At 72.6% G+C, this 18096-nt stretch carries 18 protein-coding genes; 16 read left to right on the top strand and 2 right to left on the bottom strand.

From position 1 onward, the window contains the following. Positions 1–105 precede the first annotated feature (105 nt). From IF43_RS0101155 to IF43_RS37735, 3 genes are read left to right on the top strand one after another with little or no spacing between them, the layout of a single operon-like run. Positions 106–1326, top strand: coding sequence for a M12 family metallopeptidase (locus IF43_RS0101155; RefSeq protein WP_199922652.1), 1221 nt, complete (start codon positions 106–108; stop codon positions 1324–1326). Beyond that, positions 1323–2318 carry an MvdC/MvdD family ATP grasp protein gene (locus tag IF43_RS0101150; protein WP_063753256.1) on the top strand — a complete coding sequence of 332 codons (996 nt, stop codon included), beginning with the start codon at positions 1323–1325 and terminating at the stop codon, positions 2316–2318. Before IF43_RS0101155 ends, IF43_RS0101150 begins: the two co-directional genes overlap by 4 nt. Beyond that, positions 2315–2656 (top strand): YbaY family lipoprotein, encoded by a 342-nt coding sequence (locus IF43_RS37735; RefSeq protein WP_030192745.1) that lies wholly within the window; start codon positions 2315–2317, stop codon positions 2654–2656. Before IF43_RS0101150 ends, IF43_RS37735 begins: the two co-directional genes overlap by 4 nt. Positions 2657–2676: 20 nt before the next feature. Here IF43_RS37735 and IF43_RS35950 read toward each other — a convergent pair whose 3' ends face one another. Continuing rightward, positions 2677–3606, bottom strand: a complete 930-nt coding sequence (locus IF43_RS35950; RefSeq protein WP_030192744.1) for a DUF2470 domain-containing protein — start codon at positions 3604–3606, stop codon at positions 2677–2679. 56 nt (positions 3607–3662) lie between these two features. Between IF43_RS35950 and rpsD the strand changes: the two genes are divergently transcribed. Then, positions 3663–4274 (top strand): 30S ribosomal protein S4, encoded by a 612-nt coding sequence (rpsD, locus tag IF43_RS0101135; RefSeq protein WP_030192742.1) that lies wholly within the window; start codon positions 3663–3665, stop codon positions 4272–4274. 30 nt (positions 4275–4304) lie between these two features. On the opposite strand, the gene IF43_RS0101130 is transcribed toward rpsD, so the two are convergent. Beyond that, a complete protein-coding gene (locus tag IF43_RS0101130) occupies positions 4305–6518 on the bottom strand; it encodes an AAA family ATPase (RefSeq protein ID WP_051794511.1) in 2214 nt (737 codons plus the stop codon). Positions 6519–6664: 146 nt separating this feature from the next. Here IF43_RS0101130 and IF43_RS0101125 point away from each other — a divergent pair, with 146 nt between their 5' ends. The 12 genes from IF43_RS0101125 to IF43_RS0101070 all read left to right on the top strand — a co-directional run bounded on the left by IF43_RS0101125 (position 6665) and on the right by IF43_RS0101070 (position 17864). Continuing rightward, entirely contained in the window at positions 6665–7093 is a 429-nt protein-coding gene (locus IF43_RS0101125) for a DUF948 domain-containing protein (RefSeq protein WP_030192738.1), read from the top strand. Between the two features lie 8 nt (positions 7094–7101). Then, positions 7102–7449, top strand: a complete 348-nt coding sequence (locus tag IF43_RS0101120; protein WP_030192736.1) for a DUF6167 family protein — start codon at positions 7102–7104, stop codon at positions 7447–7449. After that, on the top strand, positions 7449–10118 hold the full coding sequence (alaS, locus tag IF43_RS0101115; RefSeq protein WP_030192734.1) for an alanine--tRNA ligase: 2670 nt from the start codon (positions 7449–7451) through the stop codon (positions 10116–10118). The genes IF43_RS0101120 and alaS overlap by 1 nt, the downstream gene beginning before the upstream one ends. Positions 10119–10120: 2 nt before the next feature. Next, positions 10121–10591, top strand: a complete 471-nt coding sequence (ruvX, locus tag IF43_RS0101110) for a Holliday junction resolvase RuvX (protein WP_030192733.1) — start codon at positions 10121–10123, stop codon at positions 10589–10591. Between the two features lie 124 nt (positions 10592–10715). Next, the gene (mltG, locus tag IF43_RS0101105) at positions 10716–12503 is read left to right on the top strand and encodes an endolytic transglycosylase MltG (protein WP_030192732.1); all 1788 of its coding nucleotides are present in this window, start codon (positions 10716–10718) and stop codon (positions 12501–12503) included. Positions 12504–12507: 4 nt separating this feature from the next. Then, on the top strand, positions 12508–13335 hold the full coding sequence (locus IF43_RS0101100; protein WP_030192731.1) for a shikimate dehydrogenase: 828 nt from the start codon (positions 12508–12510) through the stop codon (positions 13333–13335). A 34-nt stretch (positions 13336–13369) separates the two neighbouring features. Then, positions 13370–13612, top strand: a complete 243-nt coding sequence (locus tag IF43_RS0101095; RefSeq protein WP_030192730.1) for a hypothetical protein — start codon at positions 13370–13372, stop codon at positions 13610–13612. Between the two features lie 114 nt (positions 13613–13726). After that, complete coding sequence (gene aroC / locus IF43_RS0101090) at positions 13727–14911, top strand: chorismate synthase (RefSeq protein ID WP_030192729.1); 1185 nt, start codon at positions 13727–13729, stop codon at positions 14909–14911. Continuing rightward, positions 14908–15426 (top strand): shikimate kinase, encoded by a 519-nt coding sequence (locus IF43_RS0101085; RefSeq protein ID WP_030192726.1) that lies wholly within the window; start codon positions 14908–14910, stop codon positions 15424–15426. Before aroC ends, IF43_RS0101085 begins: the two co-directional genes overlap by 4 nt. After that, a complete protein-coding gene (aroB, locus tag IF43_RS0101080) occupies positions 15423–16511 on the top strand; it encodes a 3-dehydroquinate synthase (RefSeq protein ID WP_030192723.1) in 1089 nt (362 codons plus the stop codon). The genes IF43_RS0101085 and aroB overlap by 4 nt, the downstream gene beginning before the upstream one ends. Continuing rightward, complete coding sequence (gene aroQ, locus IF43_RS0101075) at positions 16508–16948, top strand: type II 3-dehydroquinate dehydratase (protein WP_030192722.1); 441 nt, start codon at positions 16508–16510, stop codon at positions 16946–16948. The genes aroB and aroQ overlap by 4 nt, the downstream gene beginning before the upstream one ends. A 199-nt stretch (positions 16949–17147) precedes the next feature. Next, positions 17148–17864, top strand: a complete 717-nt coding sequence (locus IF43_RS0101070) for an AAA family ATPase (protein ID WP_051794509.1) — start codon at positions 17148–17150, stop codon at positions 17862–17864. Positions 17865–18096 lie beyond the last annotated feature (232 nt).

Below are 18096 nucleotides of genomic sequence, written 5' to 3'. Positions count from 1 at the left end.
TTCGGGCCGAATGGTCCTACCGGAGAGGTAGGGGAGAGGTAGAGCGGGGCCGCGACGTGGAACAGATGGCAGCGGCCCACCCCCTCCCCCTCCTCGAGGTGAACCATGAGCCCGACCCCTGCCGACTCCAACCGCCGCATGAAGAAGGCCGCCGCAGGCCAGAGCGGGAAGGCGACGGAGAAGACCGCCGCCCGCACGCGCCCCGCTGCCGGGAAGAACGGGGTGACCGGCTCAGGCGAACACCGGTCCGGCCCCATCGCCGGCGTCGCGCTGGTGTCCGGCGAGACCTTCACGGCCAAGGGCCTCCCGTACGCCGACGTGGGCGGGATGGCCGTGTTCGAAGGCGACATCGTGCTCGGCCGTGTGAAGGACCTGCAGGACGCGGCCTCGTCGGACGCCGGCCCCGTGGTCCAATCGGTCGGGATCCCCGGCCAGCAGTTCCGCTGGCCGAACGCCACCGTCCCCTTCGAGATCGACCCCGCCCTCCCCGACCCGTCGCGCGTCACGGACGCGATCGCGCACTGGGAGGCACACACCCGGATCCGGTTCGTCCCGCGCTCCTCCTCCCACCTGGACTTCGTGGCCTTCGTCCCGGGTGACGGCTGCTCGTCGAACGTCGGGCGCCGCGGCGGCCGCCAGCTCATCACCCTGGGCCCCAACTGCTCGGCCGGCAACGCCATCCACGAGATCGGCCACACGGTGGGGCTCTGGCACGAGCAGAGCCGTGAGGACCGGGACCAGTTCGTCAAGATCGTGTTCTCGAACGTCGACCCGTCCATGCAGCACAACTTCCTGCAGCACATCGCCGACGGCGACGACCTGGGGTCGTACGACTACGGCTCGATCATGCACTACCCGCCCAGGGCGTTCGCCGTCGACGGCACCAAGCCGACCATCGTCGCGCTGCATCCCCTGCCCCCCGGCGTGGTCATGGGCCAGCGCACCGCTCTGTCCCAGGGCGACATCGACGGCGTCCACGCGATGTACCCGGCCCCGGCCACCTTCAAGGAACCCCTCAAGGACCCGATCTTCGACATGAAGGGCGCGGGCAAGGACCCGATCAAGGACCCGATCACCGACAAGAACCCCCTCCTGGACGGGTTGACGCCCGCGGTCGGCACGAACGGCACACCGTTCGTCCTGGCCACCCCGCACCAGGCGCCCACCGTGCCCGCTGCCCAGGGCGACGGGCTGGCGGAGCAGGTGCGCCGGCTCACCGAGCTCGTCGGGGTGCTCCAGCAGGGCCTCACGACCGCCGTGACCAACCACAACAGTCTCGTGTCCCAACTGGGATCGCTGCTCGCCGCCGGCAGCGGGCCGCGATGATCCTCGTCGTCTCCTACGACGAGGACCACGCCCTCGCGGTCATCCGCCGGCTGGAGTCGGCCGGCCGCGAGGTGGTCCGCGTCGACCTGGCCGACTTCCCCGCCCGCGGCGCGATCACCCTCGACTACGCCGCGGGCGGGGAGCCCGCCCACACCCTGACACCGCCCACCGGGCGCATCCGGCTCGACCGCTGCCGGGTCGCCTGGTGGCGGCGGGTGCGTCCGTTCACCGTCGACCGCGCGCTGGGCACGGCACGGGACCAGAACTTCGCCGCCGTCGAGACGGGCCAGGCCCTGCACGGCCTGTTCCACGCGCTCGACTGCACGTGGGTCAACCCCCCGGCACTGGACGGGGCCGCCCACCACAAGCCGTACCAGTGGGAGGTCGCCCGCCGCGTCGGGCTGACGCTGCCGCGCACCCTCGTCACGAACGAGCCGGAGCGGGCGCGCCGGTTCATCGACGAGGTGGGCGTCGGACGGACCGTCTTCAAGGCCTTCGCCGCAGCGGCCGACGACGCCTGGCGGGAGACCCGGCTCGTCCGCAGGGAGTACCTCGGGCAGCTGGACTCCGTCCGCTACGCCCCGGTGATCTTCCAGGAGTTCGTGCCGGGCGCGGACCTGCGGGTGACCGTGGTCGGCGACCGCGTCTTCGCCGCCGAGATCGACGCCTCCGCCACGCGCTACCCGGTCGACATGCGGATGGTCGTCGGCGAGGCGGTCGTACGGCCGGTGACCCTTCCCCAAGACCTCACCCGTAGGCTGCTGCACCTCGTCCGCAGCCTCGGTCTGGTGTACGGGGCCGTCGACCTGCGCAGGCGCCCCGACGGGGAGTACGTGTTCTTCGAGGTGAATCCCGCCGGACAGTGGCTGTTCGTGGAAGAGCGGACGGGACTGCAGATCACTGCCGAGGTGGCCGCGCTGCTGTCCCGGATCGATGACCGGGACCCGGCCGGACGGTCGCGGCGGCCGGTGGCGGGCAGGGCGGCGGCGTGAGCGACACCGTGCAGGGCTTCGTGGCCCTCCCCCCGGACGCGCCGGCACAGGTGGCGGCCCGCCTCCTGGTCGAGGTCCGGGACGTCTCCCTGGCCGACGCGGCCTCCATCGTGGTGGGCGCCCAGGTCCAGACCGACGTCCCGCTGTCGCCGGGCGGCCGCATCCCCTTCCGGGTGCTGCTGCCCGACCTCGATCCCGCCGCCTCCTACGGACTGCGCGTCCACGTCGACATGGCGGGCGCAGGCACCGTGGAGGCCGACGACATGATCAACACCCGGTCCGTCCCCGTCGTCCCGGGGGCCGGGCAGGAACTGCTCGCGCCGGTGACCAGGGTGTGAGCGGTCGCCCGGGGCCCGGCTCAGTGCCCGGCGGCCTCGAACAGCGACCGCATCGCGCGCCGCAGCCCGCACACGTCCCGCACCGGCTCGACGAAGTCGAACCGCGCGTCGAACGGCCGCTCCCCGGCGAACCGGACCCGCAGCCCGAAGCGGTCCAGCGCCAGCGGTACGACCCGCTGCCCCGCGGCCGCCGCCTCCCGCGCGCCGAGCAGCGCGCACAGCTCCCGCACCTGCTCGCCGTGGCACGCGGCAAGGTGCTGGAGCAGCTCCGCCTCGTGCGCGGCCAGCGGATCCGGCTCCGCCGCGGCGAGCTCGTCGGGGTGCACCGACTCGGCCCCCCACAGGTCGTCGACCCCGATCTCGCCGACCTCCAGGCGCAGCATCTGCCAGGCCGGACGCCCGTACCGGCCCGGCAGCGGCTCCTCCGTCAGCGCCTCCCCGAGGCCCAGCAGCTCGCCGACGGGATGCCGCTCGGCGAGCAGCAGGGCGGCCGGCACGCGGTCGTCCCCGCGCACCGGGGTGAGCCACCCGGCGAGCCACGCGCGGCCCCGGATACGATGGGGCACGGACACCGGCGCCACATCCGTGATCTCGATCACGGCGGTGAGGTCGTCGTCCTGGGCGTGAGCGGCTGCCCTGGCTGCCGCGGATTCCCCCGACACAAGGAGAATCACGTCCCCGTCCGGGGTGACGGTCCGCGCGACCGGCACCCCTGTCCCGAGTTCTTCCAGCTCGTGGCCGCCCTGCGCGTCACGAGCACCGGGCAGAGTGAGGGATACTGAGGCGTTGGACTCAACGAGGGTTCGTACGCGCTCGGCTCCGGTGAGCTGTCGAGCGCCTTCCCTGGGACGCGGCTGACTCTGTCTACCGTCGTCGCAAGCGGACGTGGATGTGTTCTCGTCCGAACTGCGATGCGCACTGGGCAGGGGGATCCCATGTGGTCGAGACATTACGTCCTCCTCGAATAAGGTAAGGCTCACCTAACTTACATGGAGGTAGGTTCCCCGTGAACCAGTCGCGACCCAAGGTCAAGAAGTCTCGCGCCCTCGGCATCGCCCTGACGCCGAAGGCCGTCAAGTACTTCGAGGCTCGCCCCTACCCGCCGGGCGAGCACGGCCGCGGCCGCAAGCAGAACTCGGACTACAAGGTCCGTCTGCTCGAGAAGCAGCGTCTGCGCGCCCAGTACGACATCAGCGAGAAGCAGCTCGCCCGTGCGTACGACCGCGCCAAGAAGGCCGAGATCAAGACCGGTGAGGCCCTGGTCATCGAGCTCGAGCGTCGTCTGGACGCCCTGGTCCTGCGTGCCGGCATCGCCCGCACCATCTACCAGGCCCGCCAGATGGTCGTTCACGGCCACATCGAGGTCAACGGCGGCAAGGTCGACAAGCCGTCGTTCCGCGTCCGTCCCGACGACATCGTGACGGTCCGCGAGCGCAGCCGCGAGAAGCACCCGTTCCAGGTCGCCCGTGAGGGTGGCTACGCGGGCGAGGGCGAGACGCCGCGCTACCTGCAGGTCAACCTGAAGGCCCTGGCCTTCCGCCTGGACCGCGAGCCGAACCGCAAGGAGATCCCGGTCATCTGCGACGAGCAGCTCGTCGTCGAGTACTACGCCCGCTGATCCGTCGGCGCGCGTAGCCTCACAGGCTGGTCAAGCCCGCCGGTTCCCGTCCTGGGAGCCGGCGGGCTTGCTGCTTTCCGGGGACCTGCCCTCCGCCGTGCGTCCGTCCGAAGACCTGCCGTCCGCCGACCGTCCGTCCCCGGGCACCCGCTCCGCCGCACCCTCGATCCGGGGCTTGGGCAGCGGCATCCGCACCGGTCGCGGCGGCGGCGCCAGCGCCCGGGCCGCCAGCGCGTCCAGGTCCAGGTCCCGCCCCTGTCGTACGCCCGCCGCGTACCGCTCCGCACCGAGCGCCTCCCGCGCCTGCTCCTCGCAGGCCAGCCGCGGTGCGTTGAAGTAGGCCGAACCGAACAGCTGCAGCCCCACCGAGTCCCACACCGGTTCCGCCCCGCCCTGCAGGACCGCCGCCTCCGCCGGATCCCCCTCCGCCACGGTGACCAGGGCCAGCAGCTCCACCGCCAGGACCAGGCCCAGCAGGTCGTGGAACGCGTGGTTGATCGTCACGCACTCGGACAGCAGCGCCCGCGCCTCGCGCAGCTCCCCGCCGCCCAGGGCCGCGTACCCCAGGACGTACAGCGCGTACGCCCGCGTCCACCGCTCCCCGTGGTCCTCGCAGATCTCCCGCACCTCGTCGCACAGCCGCAGCGCGCCCGGCAGGTCCCCCCGGAACGCCGTCGCCATCGCCAGCTCCACCTGGCACATCAGCACGTTGCTGTTGAGCTCGCCCACCTCGCGGTAGTGCTCCAGCGCCGCGCCCAGCAGCTCCGCCGCCCGCTCCATGTCGTCCGATACCAGCGCCAGGCAGCCCATCCGGTGCACCGCGTACGCCAGCGCCACCCGGCTGCCCGCCAGCACCGCCCCGTCCCGGCACTCCTGCAGCGCGGTCAGCGCCGCCACCGCGTCCCCCTGCAGCGCGGCCACGTACCCCAGCACCCACAGCGCCTTCAGCCGCGAGCCCTCGTGGTCCGCACCCGCCTCCAGCGCCCGGTCCAGCCAGTGCCGCCCCTCCGCCAGGCGGCCGCAGCCCGCCCAGGAGAACCACAGGGTGCCCGCCAGGTACTGGGCCAGGTGCGCGTCCTGCGGATCCTCCAGGCAGCACTCCAGCGCCAGCCGCAGGTTCGCCAGCTCCGCGTCCACCAGCGCCGCCACCTCGTGCTGGCGCGGCGAGAACCACTCCAGCTCGCACCACGTGGCCAGGCCCGTGTACCAGTCCCGGTGCCGCCGCCGCAGCCGCTCCGTCTCGCCCTGCGCGGCCAGCCACACCGCGCCGTACTCCCGTACGGTGTCCAGCATCCGGTAGCGGACCCCGGCCGCCGTGTCCTCCCGCACCAGCAGCGACTGGGCCAGCAGCTCGGCCAGGACGTCCAGCACCTCCTCCGGAGGGAGGTCCGGGCCCCCGCACACGTACTCCGCCGCGTCCAGGTCGAACCGGCCCGCGAACACCGACAGCCGCGCCCACAGCAGCCGCTCCTGCGCCGTGCACAGCTCATGGCTCCAGCCGATCGCCGTCCGCAGCGCCCGGTGCCGCGGCAGCCCGCCGCGCGCCCCACCGGTCAGCAGCCGGAACCGGTCGTCCAGCCGCTCCAGCAGCTGCCCCACCGACAGCGACCGTAGCCGCACCGCCGCGAGCTCCAACGCCAGCGGCAGCCCCTCCAGCCGGTCGCACAGCTCCGCCACGGCCGACTCCCGCTCCCCGACCGCGAAGCCCGGAGCCGCGGCCGCCGCCCGCGCCACCAGCAGCGCCACCGCGTCCGCACGCTCCAGGGGCGCCAGCGGGAAGGCGTGCTCGCCGTCGAGGCACAGCGGCCGCCGGCCGACCGCCAGCACCCGCAGCCCCGGCGCCCGGCGCAGCAGCTCCCGCACCAGCTCCGCGCACGGGTCCACCAGCTGCTCGAACCCGTCCAGGACCAGCAGCAGGCGCCGCTCGGCCAGGTGGTCGGCCAGTACGGCCCGGGGCTTCCGTGAGGTGTGGTCGGTCAGCCCGAGCGCCTCGGTGACGGCGTGGTCCAACAGGCCCGGGGCCCGCACGGCGGACAGCTCGGCCAGCCACACGCCGTCGCAAAAGCGTTCCTGCAGCCCCTGGGCCGCCTCCCGGGCGAACCGGGACTTGCCCACCCCGCCCACCCCCGTCACCGTCACCAGCCGCGAGCGCTCCAGCAGGCGCCCCACCTCGGTGAGTTCGGGACCCCGCCCGACGAAGCCCGCCGGCTCCGAGGGAAGATTGCCGCACGTCCTTGGTCGCATGGGACACGGAGCGTACTGGCCCGTAAGCGGTGCGTACAAACGGCTCTGCCGACCTCGGAATTCCGGTACGGCGGCACACCCCCGGCGCGATAGGGTCGGAGGAAAGATTTTCTCGCGTTTTCTCTTGGATCAGGGAGCGGTGCAACGTGTCCGGTGGAGAGGTGGCCGGGATCCTCGTGGCCGTCTTCTGGGCGATCCTGGTCTCGTTCCTCGCCGTGGTGCTGGTGAGGCTGGCCCAGACGCTCAAGGCGGCGACCAGGCTCGTCGCGGACGTGACCGACCAGGCCGTCCCGCTGCTGGCCGACGCCTCCACCACCGTGCGCTCCGCCCGCACCCAGCTCGACAAGGTCGACGCCATCACCAGCGACGTCCAGGAGGTCACCTCCAACGCCTCCGCGCTCTCCTCGACCGTGGCCTCCGCCTTCGGCGGACCGCTGGTCAAGGTGGCCGCGTTCGGCTACGGGGTGCGCCGCGCGCTGGGCCGTACGGAGGAGGTGCCCCCGAAGGCATCCCGGCGTACGGTGATCGTCGGACGCACCGTGCCGCCGGCCCGGCGCAGGAAGCAGAAGGACTGAAAGCCGCGATGTTCCGCCGTACCTTCTGGTTCACCGCAGGCGCCGCAGCGGGCGTGTGGGCCACGACCAAGGTCAACCGCAAGCTCAAGCAGCTGACCCCCGAGAGCCTCGCCGCGCAGGCCGCGGACAAGGCCGTCGAGGCGGGTCACCGCCTCAAGGAGTTCGCCCTCGACATCAAGGCCGGCATGGCCCAGCGCGAGGACGAACTCAACGACGCGCTGGGGCTGCGCCAGGACCCCGACCAGGCCCGGGCGCTCCCCGGACCCCGCAGGCGCGCCGCACTCGACGCGCCCGAGCGGGCCGAACACGTGCAGTACCCCCGACTGAATTCGTACAACCGGAATGAGGACCACTGATGGAGTCGGCTGAAATCCGCCGCCGCTGGCTGAGCTTCTTCGAGGAGCGCGGTCACACCGTCGTCCCTTCGGCGTCGCTCATCGCGGACGACCCGACTCTGCTGCTCGTCCCGGCCGGCATGGTGCCGTTCAAGCCCTACTTCCTGGGTGAGGTCAAGCCGCCCTTCCCGCGCGCCGCGAGCGTCCAGAAGTGCGTCCGCACGCCGGACATCGAGGAGGTCGGCAAGACCACCCGGCACGGCACCTTCTTCCAGATGTGCGGCAACTTCTCCTTCGGCGACTACTTCAAGGAAGGCGCCATCAAGCTCGCCTGGGAGCTGCTGACCGGCTCCGTCGAGCACGGCGGCTACGGGCTGGACCCGGAGAAGCTCTGGATCACCGTCTACCAGGACGACGACGAGGCCGAGCAGATCTGGCGCGACGTCGTCGGCGTACCGGCCGAGCGCATCCAGCGCCTGGGCAAGAAGGACAACTTCTGGTCCATGGGCGTCCCCGGCCCCTGCGGCCCCTGCTCCGAGATCAACTACGACCGCGGCCCCGACTTCGGCGTCGAGGGCGGCCCGGCCGTCAACGACGAGCGGTACGTGGAGATCTGGAACCTGGTCTTCATGCAGTACGAGCGCGGCGCCGGCGACGGCAAGGAGGACTTCCCGATCCTCGGCGACCTCCCCGCCAAGAACATCGACACGGGCCTCGGCATGGAGCGCCTGGCGATGATCCTCCAGGGCGTACAGAACATGTACGAGACCGACACCCTGAAGGTCGTCATCGACAAGGCCACCGAGCTCACCGGTGTCGCCTACGGCAAGACCCACGACAGCGACGTCTCCCTGCGCGTGGTCGCCGACCACATGCGCACCTCCGTCATGCTCATCGGCGACGGCGTCACCCCCGGCAACGAGGGCCGCGGCTACGTGCTGCGCCGCATCATGCGCCGCGCCGTCCGCAACATGCGCCTGCTCGGCGCCACCGGCCCGGTCGTCGGCGAGCTCGTCGACACCGTGATCAGGACGATGGGCGAGCAGTACCCGGAGCTGGAGACCGACCGCAAGCGCATCGAGACCGTCGCGCTCGCCGAGGAGGCCGCGTTCCTCAAGGCCCTCAAGGGCGGCACGAACATCCTCGACACCGCCGTCACCGAGACCAAGGCCGCCGGCGGCACCGTCCTCGCCGGCGACAAGGCGTTCCTGCTCCACGACACCTGGGGCTTCCCGATCGACCTCACCCTCGAGATGGCCGCCGAGCAGGGCCTCTCCGTGGACGAGGACGGCTTCCGCCGCCTGATGAAGGAGCAGCGCGACCGCGCCAAGGCGGACGCCAAGGCCAAGAAGACCGGCCACGCCGACGTCTCCGCCTACCGCGAGATCGCCGACGGATCCGGCGCCACCGCCTTCACCGGCTACACCAACACCGAGGGCGAGACCACCGTCGTCGGCCTGCTGGTCAACGGCGTCTCCGCGCCCGCCGCCTCCGAGGGCGACGAGGTCGAGGTCGTCCTCGACCGCACCCCGTTCTACGCCGAGGGCGGCGGCCAGCTCGCCGACCAGGGCCGCATCAAGCTGCACACCGGCGCCGTCATCCAGGTCCGCGACGTGCAGCAGCCGGTCCCCGGCGTCTCCGTCCACAAGGGTTCGGTCCAGGTCGGCGAGGTGACCGTCGGCGCCACCGCGTACGCCAGCATCGACGTGCGCCGCCGCCGGGCCATCGCCCGCGCCCACTCGGCCACCCACCTCACCCACCAGGCCCTGCGTGACGCGCTCGGCCCGACGGCCGCCCAGGCCGGTTCCGAGAACAGCCCGGGCCGCTTCCGCTTCGACTTCGGCTCCCCGGCCGCCGTCCCCGGCACCGTGCTGACCGACGTCGAGCAGAAGATCAACGAGGTCCTGGCCCGCGAGCTCGACGTGCACGCCGAGGTCATGCCGATCGACGAGGCCAAGCGCCAGGGCGCCATCGCCGAGTTCGGCGAGAAGTACGGCGAGCAGGTCCGCGTCGTCACCATCGGCGACTTCTCGAAGGAGCTGTGCGGCGGCACGCACGTGCACAACACCGCCCAGCTCGGCCTGGTGAAGCTGCTCGGCGAGTCCTCCATCGGCTCCGGCGTGCGCCGCATCGAGGCCCTCGTCGGCGTCGACGCGTACAACTTCCTGGCCCGCGAGCACACGGTCGTCGCCCAGCTCCAGGAGCTGGTCAAGGGCCGCCCGGAGGAGCTCCCGGAGAAGATCTCCTCGATGCTGTCCAAGCTGAAGGACGCCGAGAAGGAGATCGAGAAGTTCCGCGCCGAGAAGGTCCTGCAGGCCGCCGCCGGCCTGGCGGAGAACGCCCAGGACATCCGCGGCGTGGCCCTGGTCGTCGGCCAGGTCCCGGACGGCACCGGCGCCGACGACCTGCGCAAGCTGGTCCTCGACGTGCGCGGCCGCATCCCCGGCGACCGGCCGGCCGTCGTGGCCCTGTTCACCACGGCCAACGAGCGTCCGCTCACGGTCATCGCCACCAACGAGGCGGCCCGCGAGCGCGGCCTCAAGGCCGGTGACCTGGTCCGCACCGCCGCCAAGACCCTCGGTGGCGGCGGTGGCGGCAAGCCGGACGTGGCCCAGGGCGGTGGCCAGAACCCGGCCGCCATCCCGGAGGCCATCGCCGCGGTCGAGCGCCTCGTGGTCGAGACGGCCTGACGATGACGCTTCGCCGCGGACGTCGACTCGCGATCGACGTCGGGGACGCCCGCATCGGGGTCGCCTCGTGCGACCCCGACGGGGTGCTCGCCACGCCGGTGGAGACCGTGCCGGGACGTGACGTCCCGGCCGCCCACCGGCGGCTGCGCCAGCTCGTCGAGGAGTACGAGCCCCTCGAAGTCGTGGTCGGACTGCCCCGCTCGCTCAGCGGGCGGGAGGGTCCGGCCGCGGCCAAGGTGCGCGCCTTCGCCGGTGAACTGGCCAAGGGCATCAAGCCCGTGACGGTCCGTCTGGTGGACGAGCGGATGACCACGGTCACCGCCGCCCAGGGCCTGCGGGCCTCCGGCAAGAACGCGAAGAAGGGCCGCTCTGTGATCGACCAGGCCGCCGCTGTGATCATCCTTCAGAACGCTCTTGAGACCGAACGGGTATCAGGTAATCCGCCTGGCGAGTGCGTCGAAGTGGTCATCTGATCGCGGTACGGTAACGTTCCGCGCCATGTGGCGGCTTTTCGAACAGCCGTCGCCCATGGATGAGGCGGACCGGAAGCCGGGGTAACCATGCCCCGGCCTACCGTCTCGCGGCTCCGGGAGACCGATGACTGAGTATGGGCGGGGCACCGGCCCCGAACCGTGGCACCCTGACGACCCCTTGTACGGGGACCCGGGGTGGACCGGGCAGCATGCCCAGACCGGCCACCACCAGGCCACCGGCGGCGCTCCGCAGCACTACCCGCAGCAGCAGCCGTTCCAGCCGCAGGACCAGTACGCCCAGCAGGACCAGTACCAGCAGCAGGGCCAGTACGACCAGCAGCACCAGCAGTACGCCCAGCACCCGGGGTACGCGCAGCAGCCGCATCCGCAGCAGCCCCAGCAGCCGTACCCCGGCCAGCACCAGGGCCACCAGACGTACGCCGGCCAGCCCCGGCAGCAGCCGATGGGCGGCGAGCAGTACCAGGGCGGCGGCACGGGCAGCTGGGACACCGGTTCCTGGACCGGTGGCGCCCCGGATCCCTACGGCGCCCAGCAGCCCGGCGGCTACCCCGGCGAGGCCCCCGACCTGTACCCCACGGCCGAGGCCTACCCGCCGCCGCAGCCGCCCAACCGGCGCCACGTGGTGCCCGAGCCGGCCGGCGAGTGGCAGGAGTCGCCGGAGGAGCCGGCCGCCGAGGACGACGCGGCCGTACGCACCGAAGAGCCCGAGCACGCGTTCTTCGCCGGCGGCGGGGAGGACGAGGACGAGGACGGCGACGACGGCGGCCGCGGCGGCCGGGGCCGCCGCAACGGCCGGGGCGGCGGGCGCAAGCCCAGGAAGGGCCGCAACGGCATGGCCTGCCTCATCGTGGCCGTCGTCCTGGTCGGCGGCGTCGGTGGCATCGGCTACTACGGCTACGACTTCCTGAAGGCGAAGTTCGGCGCCCCGGAGGACTACACCGGCGAGGGCAGCGGCTCGGTCGAGGTCGAGATCAAGCCGGGCTCCGGCCTGCTCGCCATCGGCCAGGTGCTCAAGGACGCCGGCGTGGTCAAGAGCGCCGAGGCGTTCGCGTCGGCGGCGCAGGACAGCAAGAAGGCCGTGCAGCCCGGCCAGTACACGCTGCACAAGGAGATGTCGGCGGCGTCCGCCGTCACGATGATGGTCAGCGGCGACGCCCAGAAGCTCGTCATGGTGAACCCGGGCATGCGCAACAAGGAGGTCTACGCCAAGATCGACCAGCGCCTGAAGCTCTCCCCGGGCACGACCGCCGCGGTCGCGAAGAAGGAGGCCAAGAACCTCGGCCTGCCCGCCTGGGCCCTGAACGCGAAGGACATCAAGGACCCGCTCGAGGGCTTCCTGTACCCGCAGCGCTACGACGTCGCCAAGTCGGACACCCCTGACAAGCTGCTCAAGAAGATGGTGACCAACGCCGTCGCGAACTACGAGGGCCTCGGCTTCGACGAGGCCAAGGCGAAGTCCCTGGGCCTGAAGTCGCCGCTCGACCTGATCACCGTGGCCAGCCTCGTGCAGGCGGAGGGCAACAACAAGCCCGACTATGACAAGATCGCCAGGGTCGTCTACAACCGCCTGAAGCCGAACAACACCGAGACCTACGGGCTGCTCGACTTCGACTCCACGGTGAACTACATCCGGAACTCCAGCACCCTGAACGTGGGTTCCGTCGACGAACTGCGCAAGGTCCACGACCCGTACAACACCTACTGGGTCCACGGTCTGCCGGCCGGTCCGATCGGCAACCCCGGCGAAGAGGCCCTGCACTCCGCCGTCAACCCGGCGGCGGGCCCGTGGTACTACTTCGTCTCATTGAAGGACAAGACCCTGTTCGCGGCGACGAACGAAGAGCAGAACCGCAACCGGGCGAAGTATCAGCAGCAGAACAGCGGAGGGTAGACACGTGCGGCAGGCAGCCAGGCGAGCGGCGGTTCTCGGATCACCCATCGAGCACTCCCTCTCGCCGGTGCTGCACCGCGCCGCCTACCGGGAGCTCGGCCTCGACGACTGGTCGTACGACCGCTTCGAGGTCGACGAGGCCGCGCTCCCCGCGTTCGTCGAGGGCCTGGACGCCACCTGGGCGGGCCTGTCCCTCACGATGCCGCTCAAGCGTGCGGTCATCCCGCTGCTCGACGAGGTCAGCGAGACCGCCCGCTCCGTCGAAGCGGTCAACACCGTCGTCCTCACCGACGACGGCCGGCGCCTCGGCGACAACACCGACATCCCCGGGATCGTGGCCGCCCTGCACGAGCGCGGGGTGGAGGAGGTCGCGTCCGCGGCGGTCCTGGGCGCCGGCGCCACCGCCTCCTCCGCGCTGGCCGCCCTCTCCCGCGTCTGCACGGGAGAGGTGACGGCGTACGTGCGCAGCGAGGCCCGCGCCGACGAGATGCGCCGGTGGGGCGAGCGGCTCGGCGTGGCCGTCCGCACCGCCGCCTGGTCGGACGCGGCCGAGGCGCTGACGGCGCCGCTGGTGATCGCGACCACCCCGGCCGGCACCACCGACGCCCTGGCGGCGCACGTGCCGGAGGCCCCCGGCACGCTCTTCGACGTGCTGTACGAGCCCTGGCCCACCGCTCTCGCGGCCGCCTGGGACGGGCGTGGCGGGAAGCTCCTCGGCGGTCTGGACCTGCTGGTCCACCAGGCCGTCCTGCAGGTCGAGCAGATGACCGGCCGGCCCGGCCCGCTGGCCGCGATGAGGGCCGCCGGAGAGCAGGCCCTGACCGCTCGGTAGGCTTCCCACCTGCGACGACGCACGGGGGAGTGGTATGGGTACGGAGGCGGGCCAGGTACTGGCCTCGAAGGCCGATCTGCTGTTCGACGGGGGGCGGGTCGTCGTCGGGCTCGGCCGCCTGGTGTTCGGCGACGGGCCGGCCTGGGTGGCGTACACGGTGCTCGGCCTCGTGGCCGGGATCATCGCCTACACGGCGATCCGCGCGGCGCTGCGCCGTCGGTCGGCGGCCCCGGCAGGGGTGCAGGACGACCCCGGGGGCGAGACGGGCGTCCAATAGCTGGACCGGAGATCGAGACAGCCTCCCCGGCATGGGAGGATCGGGGGCAGGCGGGCCAGGGCCGCGCACCCGGCCGCGCCGCAGCACGTCGAGGCGCGAGCATGAGGAGCATCGTTGAGCAGGTTGCGTTGGCTGACCGCTGGGGAGTCGCACGGACCCGCGCTGGTGGCGACGCTGGAGGGCCTTCCCGCCGGCGTCCCGGTCACCACCGAGCTGGTGGCCGACCACCTCGCACGGCGACGCCTCGGCTATGGCCGCGGTGCCCGCATGAAGTTCGAGCAGGACGAGGTCACCTTCCTGGGCGGGGTCCGCCACGGACTCAGCCTCGGCTCGCCGGTGGCCGTCATGGTCGGCAACACCGAGTGGCCCAAGTGGGAGAAGGTCATGTCCGCCGACCCGGTGGACCCGGCGGAGCTCAAGGAGACCGGCCGCAACGCGCCGCTGACCCGCCCGCGCCCCGGCCACGCCGATCTCGCGGGCATGCAGAAGTACGGCTTCGACGAGGCCCGCCCGATCCTGGAGCGCGCCAGCGCCCGCGAGACCGCCGCCCGGGTGGCCCTCGGCGCGGTCGCCCGGTCCTTCCTCAAGGAGGCCGCCGGCATCGAGATCGTCTCCCACGTGGTGGAGCTGGCCGCGGCCAGGGCCCCGTACGGCCTCTACCCGACCCCCGCCGACGTCGAGAAGCTCGACGCGGACCCGGTGCGCTGCCTGGACGCGGACGCGAGCAAGGCGATGGTCGCCGAGATCGACCAGGCCCACAAGGACGGCGACACCCTCGGCGGCGTCGTCGAGGTCCTCGCCTACGGCGTGCCCGTCGGCCTCGGCTCCCACGTGCACTGGGACCGGCGTCTCGACGCCCGCCTCGCGGCCGCCCTCATGGGCATCCAGGCCATCAAGGGCGTGGAGGTCGGCGACGGCTTCGAGCTGGCGCGCGTGCCCGGCTCCAAGGCGCACGACGAGATCGTCACCACCCCCGAGGGCATCAAGCGCACCTCCGGCCGCGCCGGCGGCACCGAGGGCGGCCTGAGCACCGGCGAGCTGCTGCGCGTCCGCGCCGCGATGAAGCCGATCGCCACCGTGCCGCGCGCCCTGGCCACCGTGGACGTGGCGACGGGCGAGGCGGCCGCCGCCCACCACCAGCGCTCCGACGTGTGCGCCGTCCCGGCGGCGGGCATCGTCGCCGAGGCCATGGTCGCCCTGGTCCTGGCGGACGCCGTGGTGGAGAAGTTCGGCGGCGACTCGGTCGCCGAGACCCGCCGCAACGTCACGTCCTACCTCGACAACCTGCGCATCCGGTGACCGGCGGACCCCTGGTCGTCCTCGTCGGCCCGATGGGCTCCGGCAAGTCCACGGTGGGCGCGCTGCTGGCCGAACGGCTCGGCGCGCCCTACCGGGACACCGACGCGGACATCGTCGCCGCGCAGGGCCGGGAGATCTCCGAGATCTTCGTCGACGAGGGCGAACCGTACTTCCGGCAGCTGGAGAAGGCCGCCGTCGCGACCGCCGTCGCCGAGCACCGGGGCATCCTGGCGCTCGGCGGGGGCGCCGTCCTCGACGAGGACACCCGCGCGCTGCTGGCCGGGCAGCCGGTGGTCTACCTGTCCATGGACGTCGAGGAGGCGGTGCGCCGGGTCGGCCTGGGCGCCGCCCGCCCGCTGCTCGCCGTCAACCCGCGCCGGCAGTGGCGCGAGCTGATGGAGGCCCGCCGCCACCTGTACACCGACGTCGCGCGCGTCGAGGTGGCCACCGACAACCGCACCCCCGAAGAGGTCGCCGAGGCGATCCTCGACGCACTGGAGTTGAAGGACGTATGACGGACGTGACGCGGATCCAGGTCGGCGCGAGCGCCGGCCACGATGCGTACGAGGTCCTGGTCGGCGAGCAGCTGCTCGGCGAGCTCGCCGGCATCATCGGTACCAAGGCCAAGCGGGTGGCGGTCATCCACCCCGAGGCGCTCGCGTCCACCGGCGAGGCGCTCCGCGCCGATCTGGCGGACCAGGGGTACCAGGCCGTCGCCATCCAGGTGCCGAACGCCGAGGAGGCCAAGACGGCCGAGGTGGCGGCGTACTGCTGGAAGGCGCTGGGCCAGTCCGGCTTCACCCGCACCGACGTCGTCGTGGGCGTCGGCGGCGGTGCCACCACGGACCTGGCGGGCTTCGTCGCGGCCACCTGGCTGCGCGGGGTGCGCTGGATCGCCGTACCGACCACCGTCCTGGCGATGGTGGACGCGGCGGTGGGCGGCAAGACGGGCATCAACACCGCCGAGGGCAAGAACCTCGTCGGCGCCTTCCACCCGCCCGCCGGCGTGCTGTGCGACCTGGCGGCGCTGGAGTCGCTGCCGGTCAACGACTACGTCAGCGGCCTCGCGGAGATCATCAAGGCCGGCTTCATCGCCGACCCGGCGATCCTCGACCTGATCGAGGCGGACCCGGAGGCGGCCCGTACGCCCGCCGGCCCGCACACCGCCGAGCTGATCGTCCGCTCCATCCGGGTCAAGGCCGACGTGGTCTCCAGCGACCTGAAGGAGTCGGGTCTGCGGGAGATCCTGAACTACGGCCACACCCTCGCCCACGCGATCGAGAAGAACGAGCGCTACAAGTGGCGGCACGGCGCGGCCGTCTCGGTGGGCATGGTCTTCGCCGCCGAGCTGGGCCGGCTGGCCGGCCGGCTCGACGACGCCACCGCCGACCGGCACAAGGCCGTCCTCGCCTCGGTCGGGCTGCCGCTGACCTACCGGGGCGACCAGTGGCCCAAGCTGCTGGAGACCATGAAGGTCGACAAGAAGTCCCGCGGCGACCTGCTCCGCTTCATCGTCCTGGACGGCCTGGCCAAGCCCACGGTCATCGAGGGCCCGGACCCGGCCATGCTGATCGCCGCGTACGGAGAGGTGTCGGCGTGAGCCGCCGCGTGTTCGTCCTCAACGGGCCGAACCTGGGGCGGCTGGGGTCGCGCGAGCCCGACGTGTACGGGTCCACCTCGTACACCGGGCTCGTGGCCGCCTGCGAGAAGCTGGGGGAGGAGCTGGGCTTCGCCGTCGAGGTCAAGGAGACCAACGACGAGGGCCAGATGATCCGCTGGCTGCACGAGGCGGCCGACGGCCGGATCCCGGTCGTCATCAACCCCGGCGCCTTCACCCACTACTCGTACGGGATGCGGGACGCGGCCGCCCAGCGCACCGCGCCCCTGATCGAGGTGCACATCTCCAACCCGTACGCGCGGGAGGAGTTCCGTCACACCTCGGTCATCGCCGCCGTGGCGACGGGTACCGTGGCCGGCTTCGGCATCGGCTCGTACCGGCTGGCGCTGCGCGCGCTGGCGGACGAGCTGGACGCCTGAGCCGGCCGGACGCTCCCGGAGCGACCGGTTCGCCCCGGGAGCACGGGTGGGCCCCGGGCCCACCGGTACGGCCGCGGCCGACGGTGCCGGACCCCGGGTCGCCGGACGAATCCCAGGTCGGGCGGACGAACCGGACGCCCGAGACCGTCCGGTAACGTTTCCGTATCAGCGTCTCGCGGTACGGACGGAGTGGCAGCGGATGCAGCACGCGACGGGGGGCTGGGGCCCGGTGCCCCAGACCCCTTCGGGCCCGCACGGGTGGACCGAGCCCACGGGACACGTGGCGCTCCCGCCCGTGGCCCCGCCGGTGCACTCGATGCCCGTCCCCCACGCGCCGGGCGGGCCCGTCGGCACGGGCCACACGACGCTCGCGGTGCTCCTCATAGGTCCCGCGGGCGCGGGCAAGACCACGGTGGCCCGGCACTGGGCGAACAGCCGCCCGGTGCCCACGGCCCACATCAGCCTGGACGACGTGCGCGAATGGGTCTGTTCCGGCTTCGCGGACCCGCAGGCCGGCTGGAACGACCACTCCGAGGCCCAGTACCGGCTGGCCCGCCGCACCTGCGGCTTCGCCGCCCGCAACTTCCTGGCCAACGGCATCTCCTGCATCGTCGACGACGCCGTCTTCCCCGACCGGCCGGTGGTCGGTCTCGGCGGCTGGAAGCGGCACGTGGGCCCGGCACTGCTGCCCGTCGTGCTGCTGCCCGGCCTGGAGGTCGTCCTGGAGCGCAACGCGGAGCGCTCCGGCAACCGCCGCCTCTCCGACGAGGAGGTGGCCCGCATCCACGGCCGCATGGCGGGCTGGTACGGGTCCGGGCTGCCGATCATCGACAACTCGCACTACGACGTGGAGACCACGGCCCGCGCACTGGACGACGTCCTCGCCCGGGCCGTCGCCTCGCCGCCGCGCTGGTAGCCCCTCCGTACGCGACGCCCTCCGCACCACCCACCTCCGCCGAGCGCCGTTCGCCGCGCCGTTCGCCGCTCCGCCGGTGACCGGCCCGACCTCGCGCGCCCAGGCCATCTCGACCCCGCGTGGTGTGTGGGGGAGCCTCTTGAGGCGTCATGGCAGGCTGGTCCGGAGGCAGGCCCGGGCCTGGGGTGGCCGAAGGCCAGGGGCGGAGCCCCCTTGCCCCAGGGGTGGGCCT

This window comes from Streptomyces sp. NRRL S-87, assembly GCF_000719335.1.
In the GTDB taxonomy this organism is placed as follows: Bacteria; Actinomycetota; Actinomycetes; order Streptomycetales; family Streptomycetaceae; genus Streptomyces.
The sequence above is the reverse complement of the archived record's forward strand: the minus strand, read 5'-3'. Positions and strand labels throughout refer to the sequence as shown.

Excerpts from the sequence above, each read along its gene's own strand:
- IF43_RS0101150 (WP_063753256.1), top strand. The coding sequence starts at position 1,323 with ATGATCCTCGTCGTCTCCTACGACGAGGACCACGCCCTCGCGGTCATC.
- ruvX (WP_030192733.1), top strand. The coding sequence starts at position 10,121 with ATGACGCTTCGCCGCGGACGTCGACTCGCGATCGACGTCGGGGACGCC.
- IF43_RS0101095 (WP_030192730.1), top strand. The coding sequence starts at position 13,370 with ATGGGTACGGAGGCGGGCCAGGTACTGGCCTCGAAGGCCGATCTGCTG.
- alaS (WP_030192734.1), top strand. The coding sequence starts at position 7,449 with ATGGAGTCGGCTGAAATCCGCCGCCGCTGGCTGAGCTTCTTCGAGGAG.
- aroB (WP_030192723.1), top strand. The coding sequence starts at position 15,423 with ATGACGGACGTGACGCGGATCCAGGTCGGCGCGAGCGCCGGCCACGAT.
- IF43_RS35950 (WP_030192744.1), bottom strand. The coding sequence starts at position 3,606 with ATGTCTCGACCACATGGGATCCCCCTGCCCAGTGCGCATCGCAGTTCG.
- IF43_RS0101070 (WP_051794509.1), top strand. The coding sequence starts at position 17,148 with ATGCAGCACGCGACGGGGGGCTGGGGCCCGGTGCCCCAGACCCCTTCG.
- IF43_RS0101155 (WP_199922652.1), top strand. The coding sequence starts at position 106 with ATGAGCCCGACCCCTGCCGACTCCAACCGCCGCATGAAGAAGGCCGCC.
- IF43_RS0101130 (WP_051794511.1), bottom strand. The coding sequence starts at position 6,518 with ATGCGACCAAGGACGTGCGGCAATCTTCCCTCGGAGCCGGCGGGCTTC.
- IF43_RS0101120 (WP_030192736.1), top strand. The coding sequence starts at position 7,102 with ATGTTCCGCCGTACCTTCTGGTTCACCGCAGGCGCCGCAGCGGGCGTG.
- mltG (WP_030192732.1), top strand. The coding sequence starts at position 10,716 with ATGACTGAGTATGGGCGGGGCACCGGCCCCGAACCGTGGCACCCTGAC.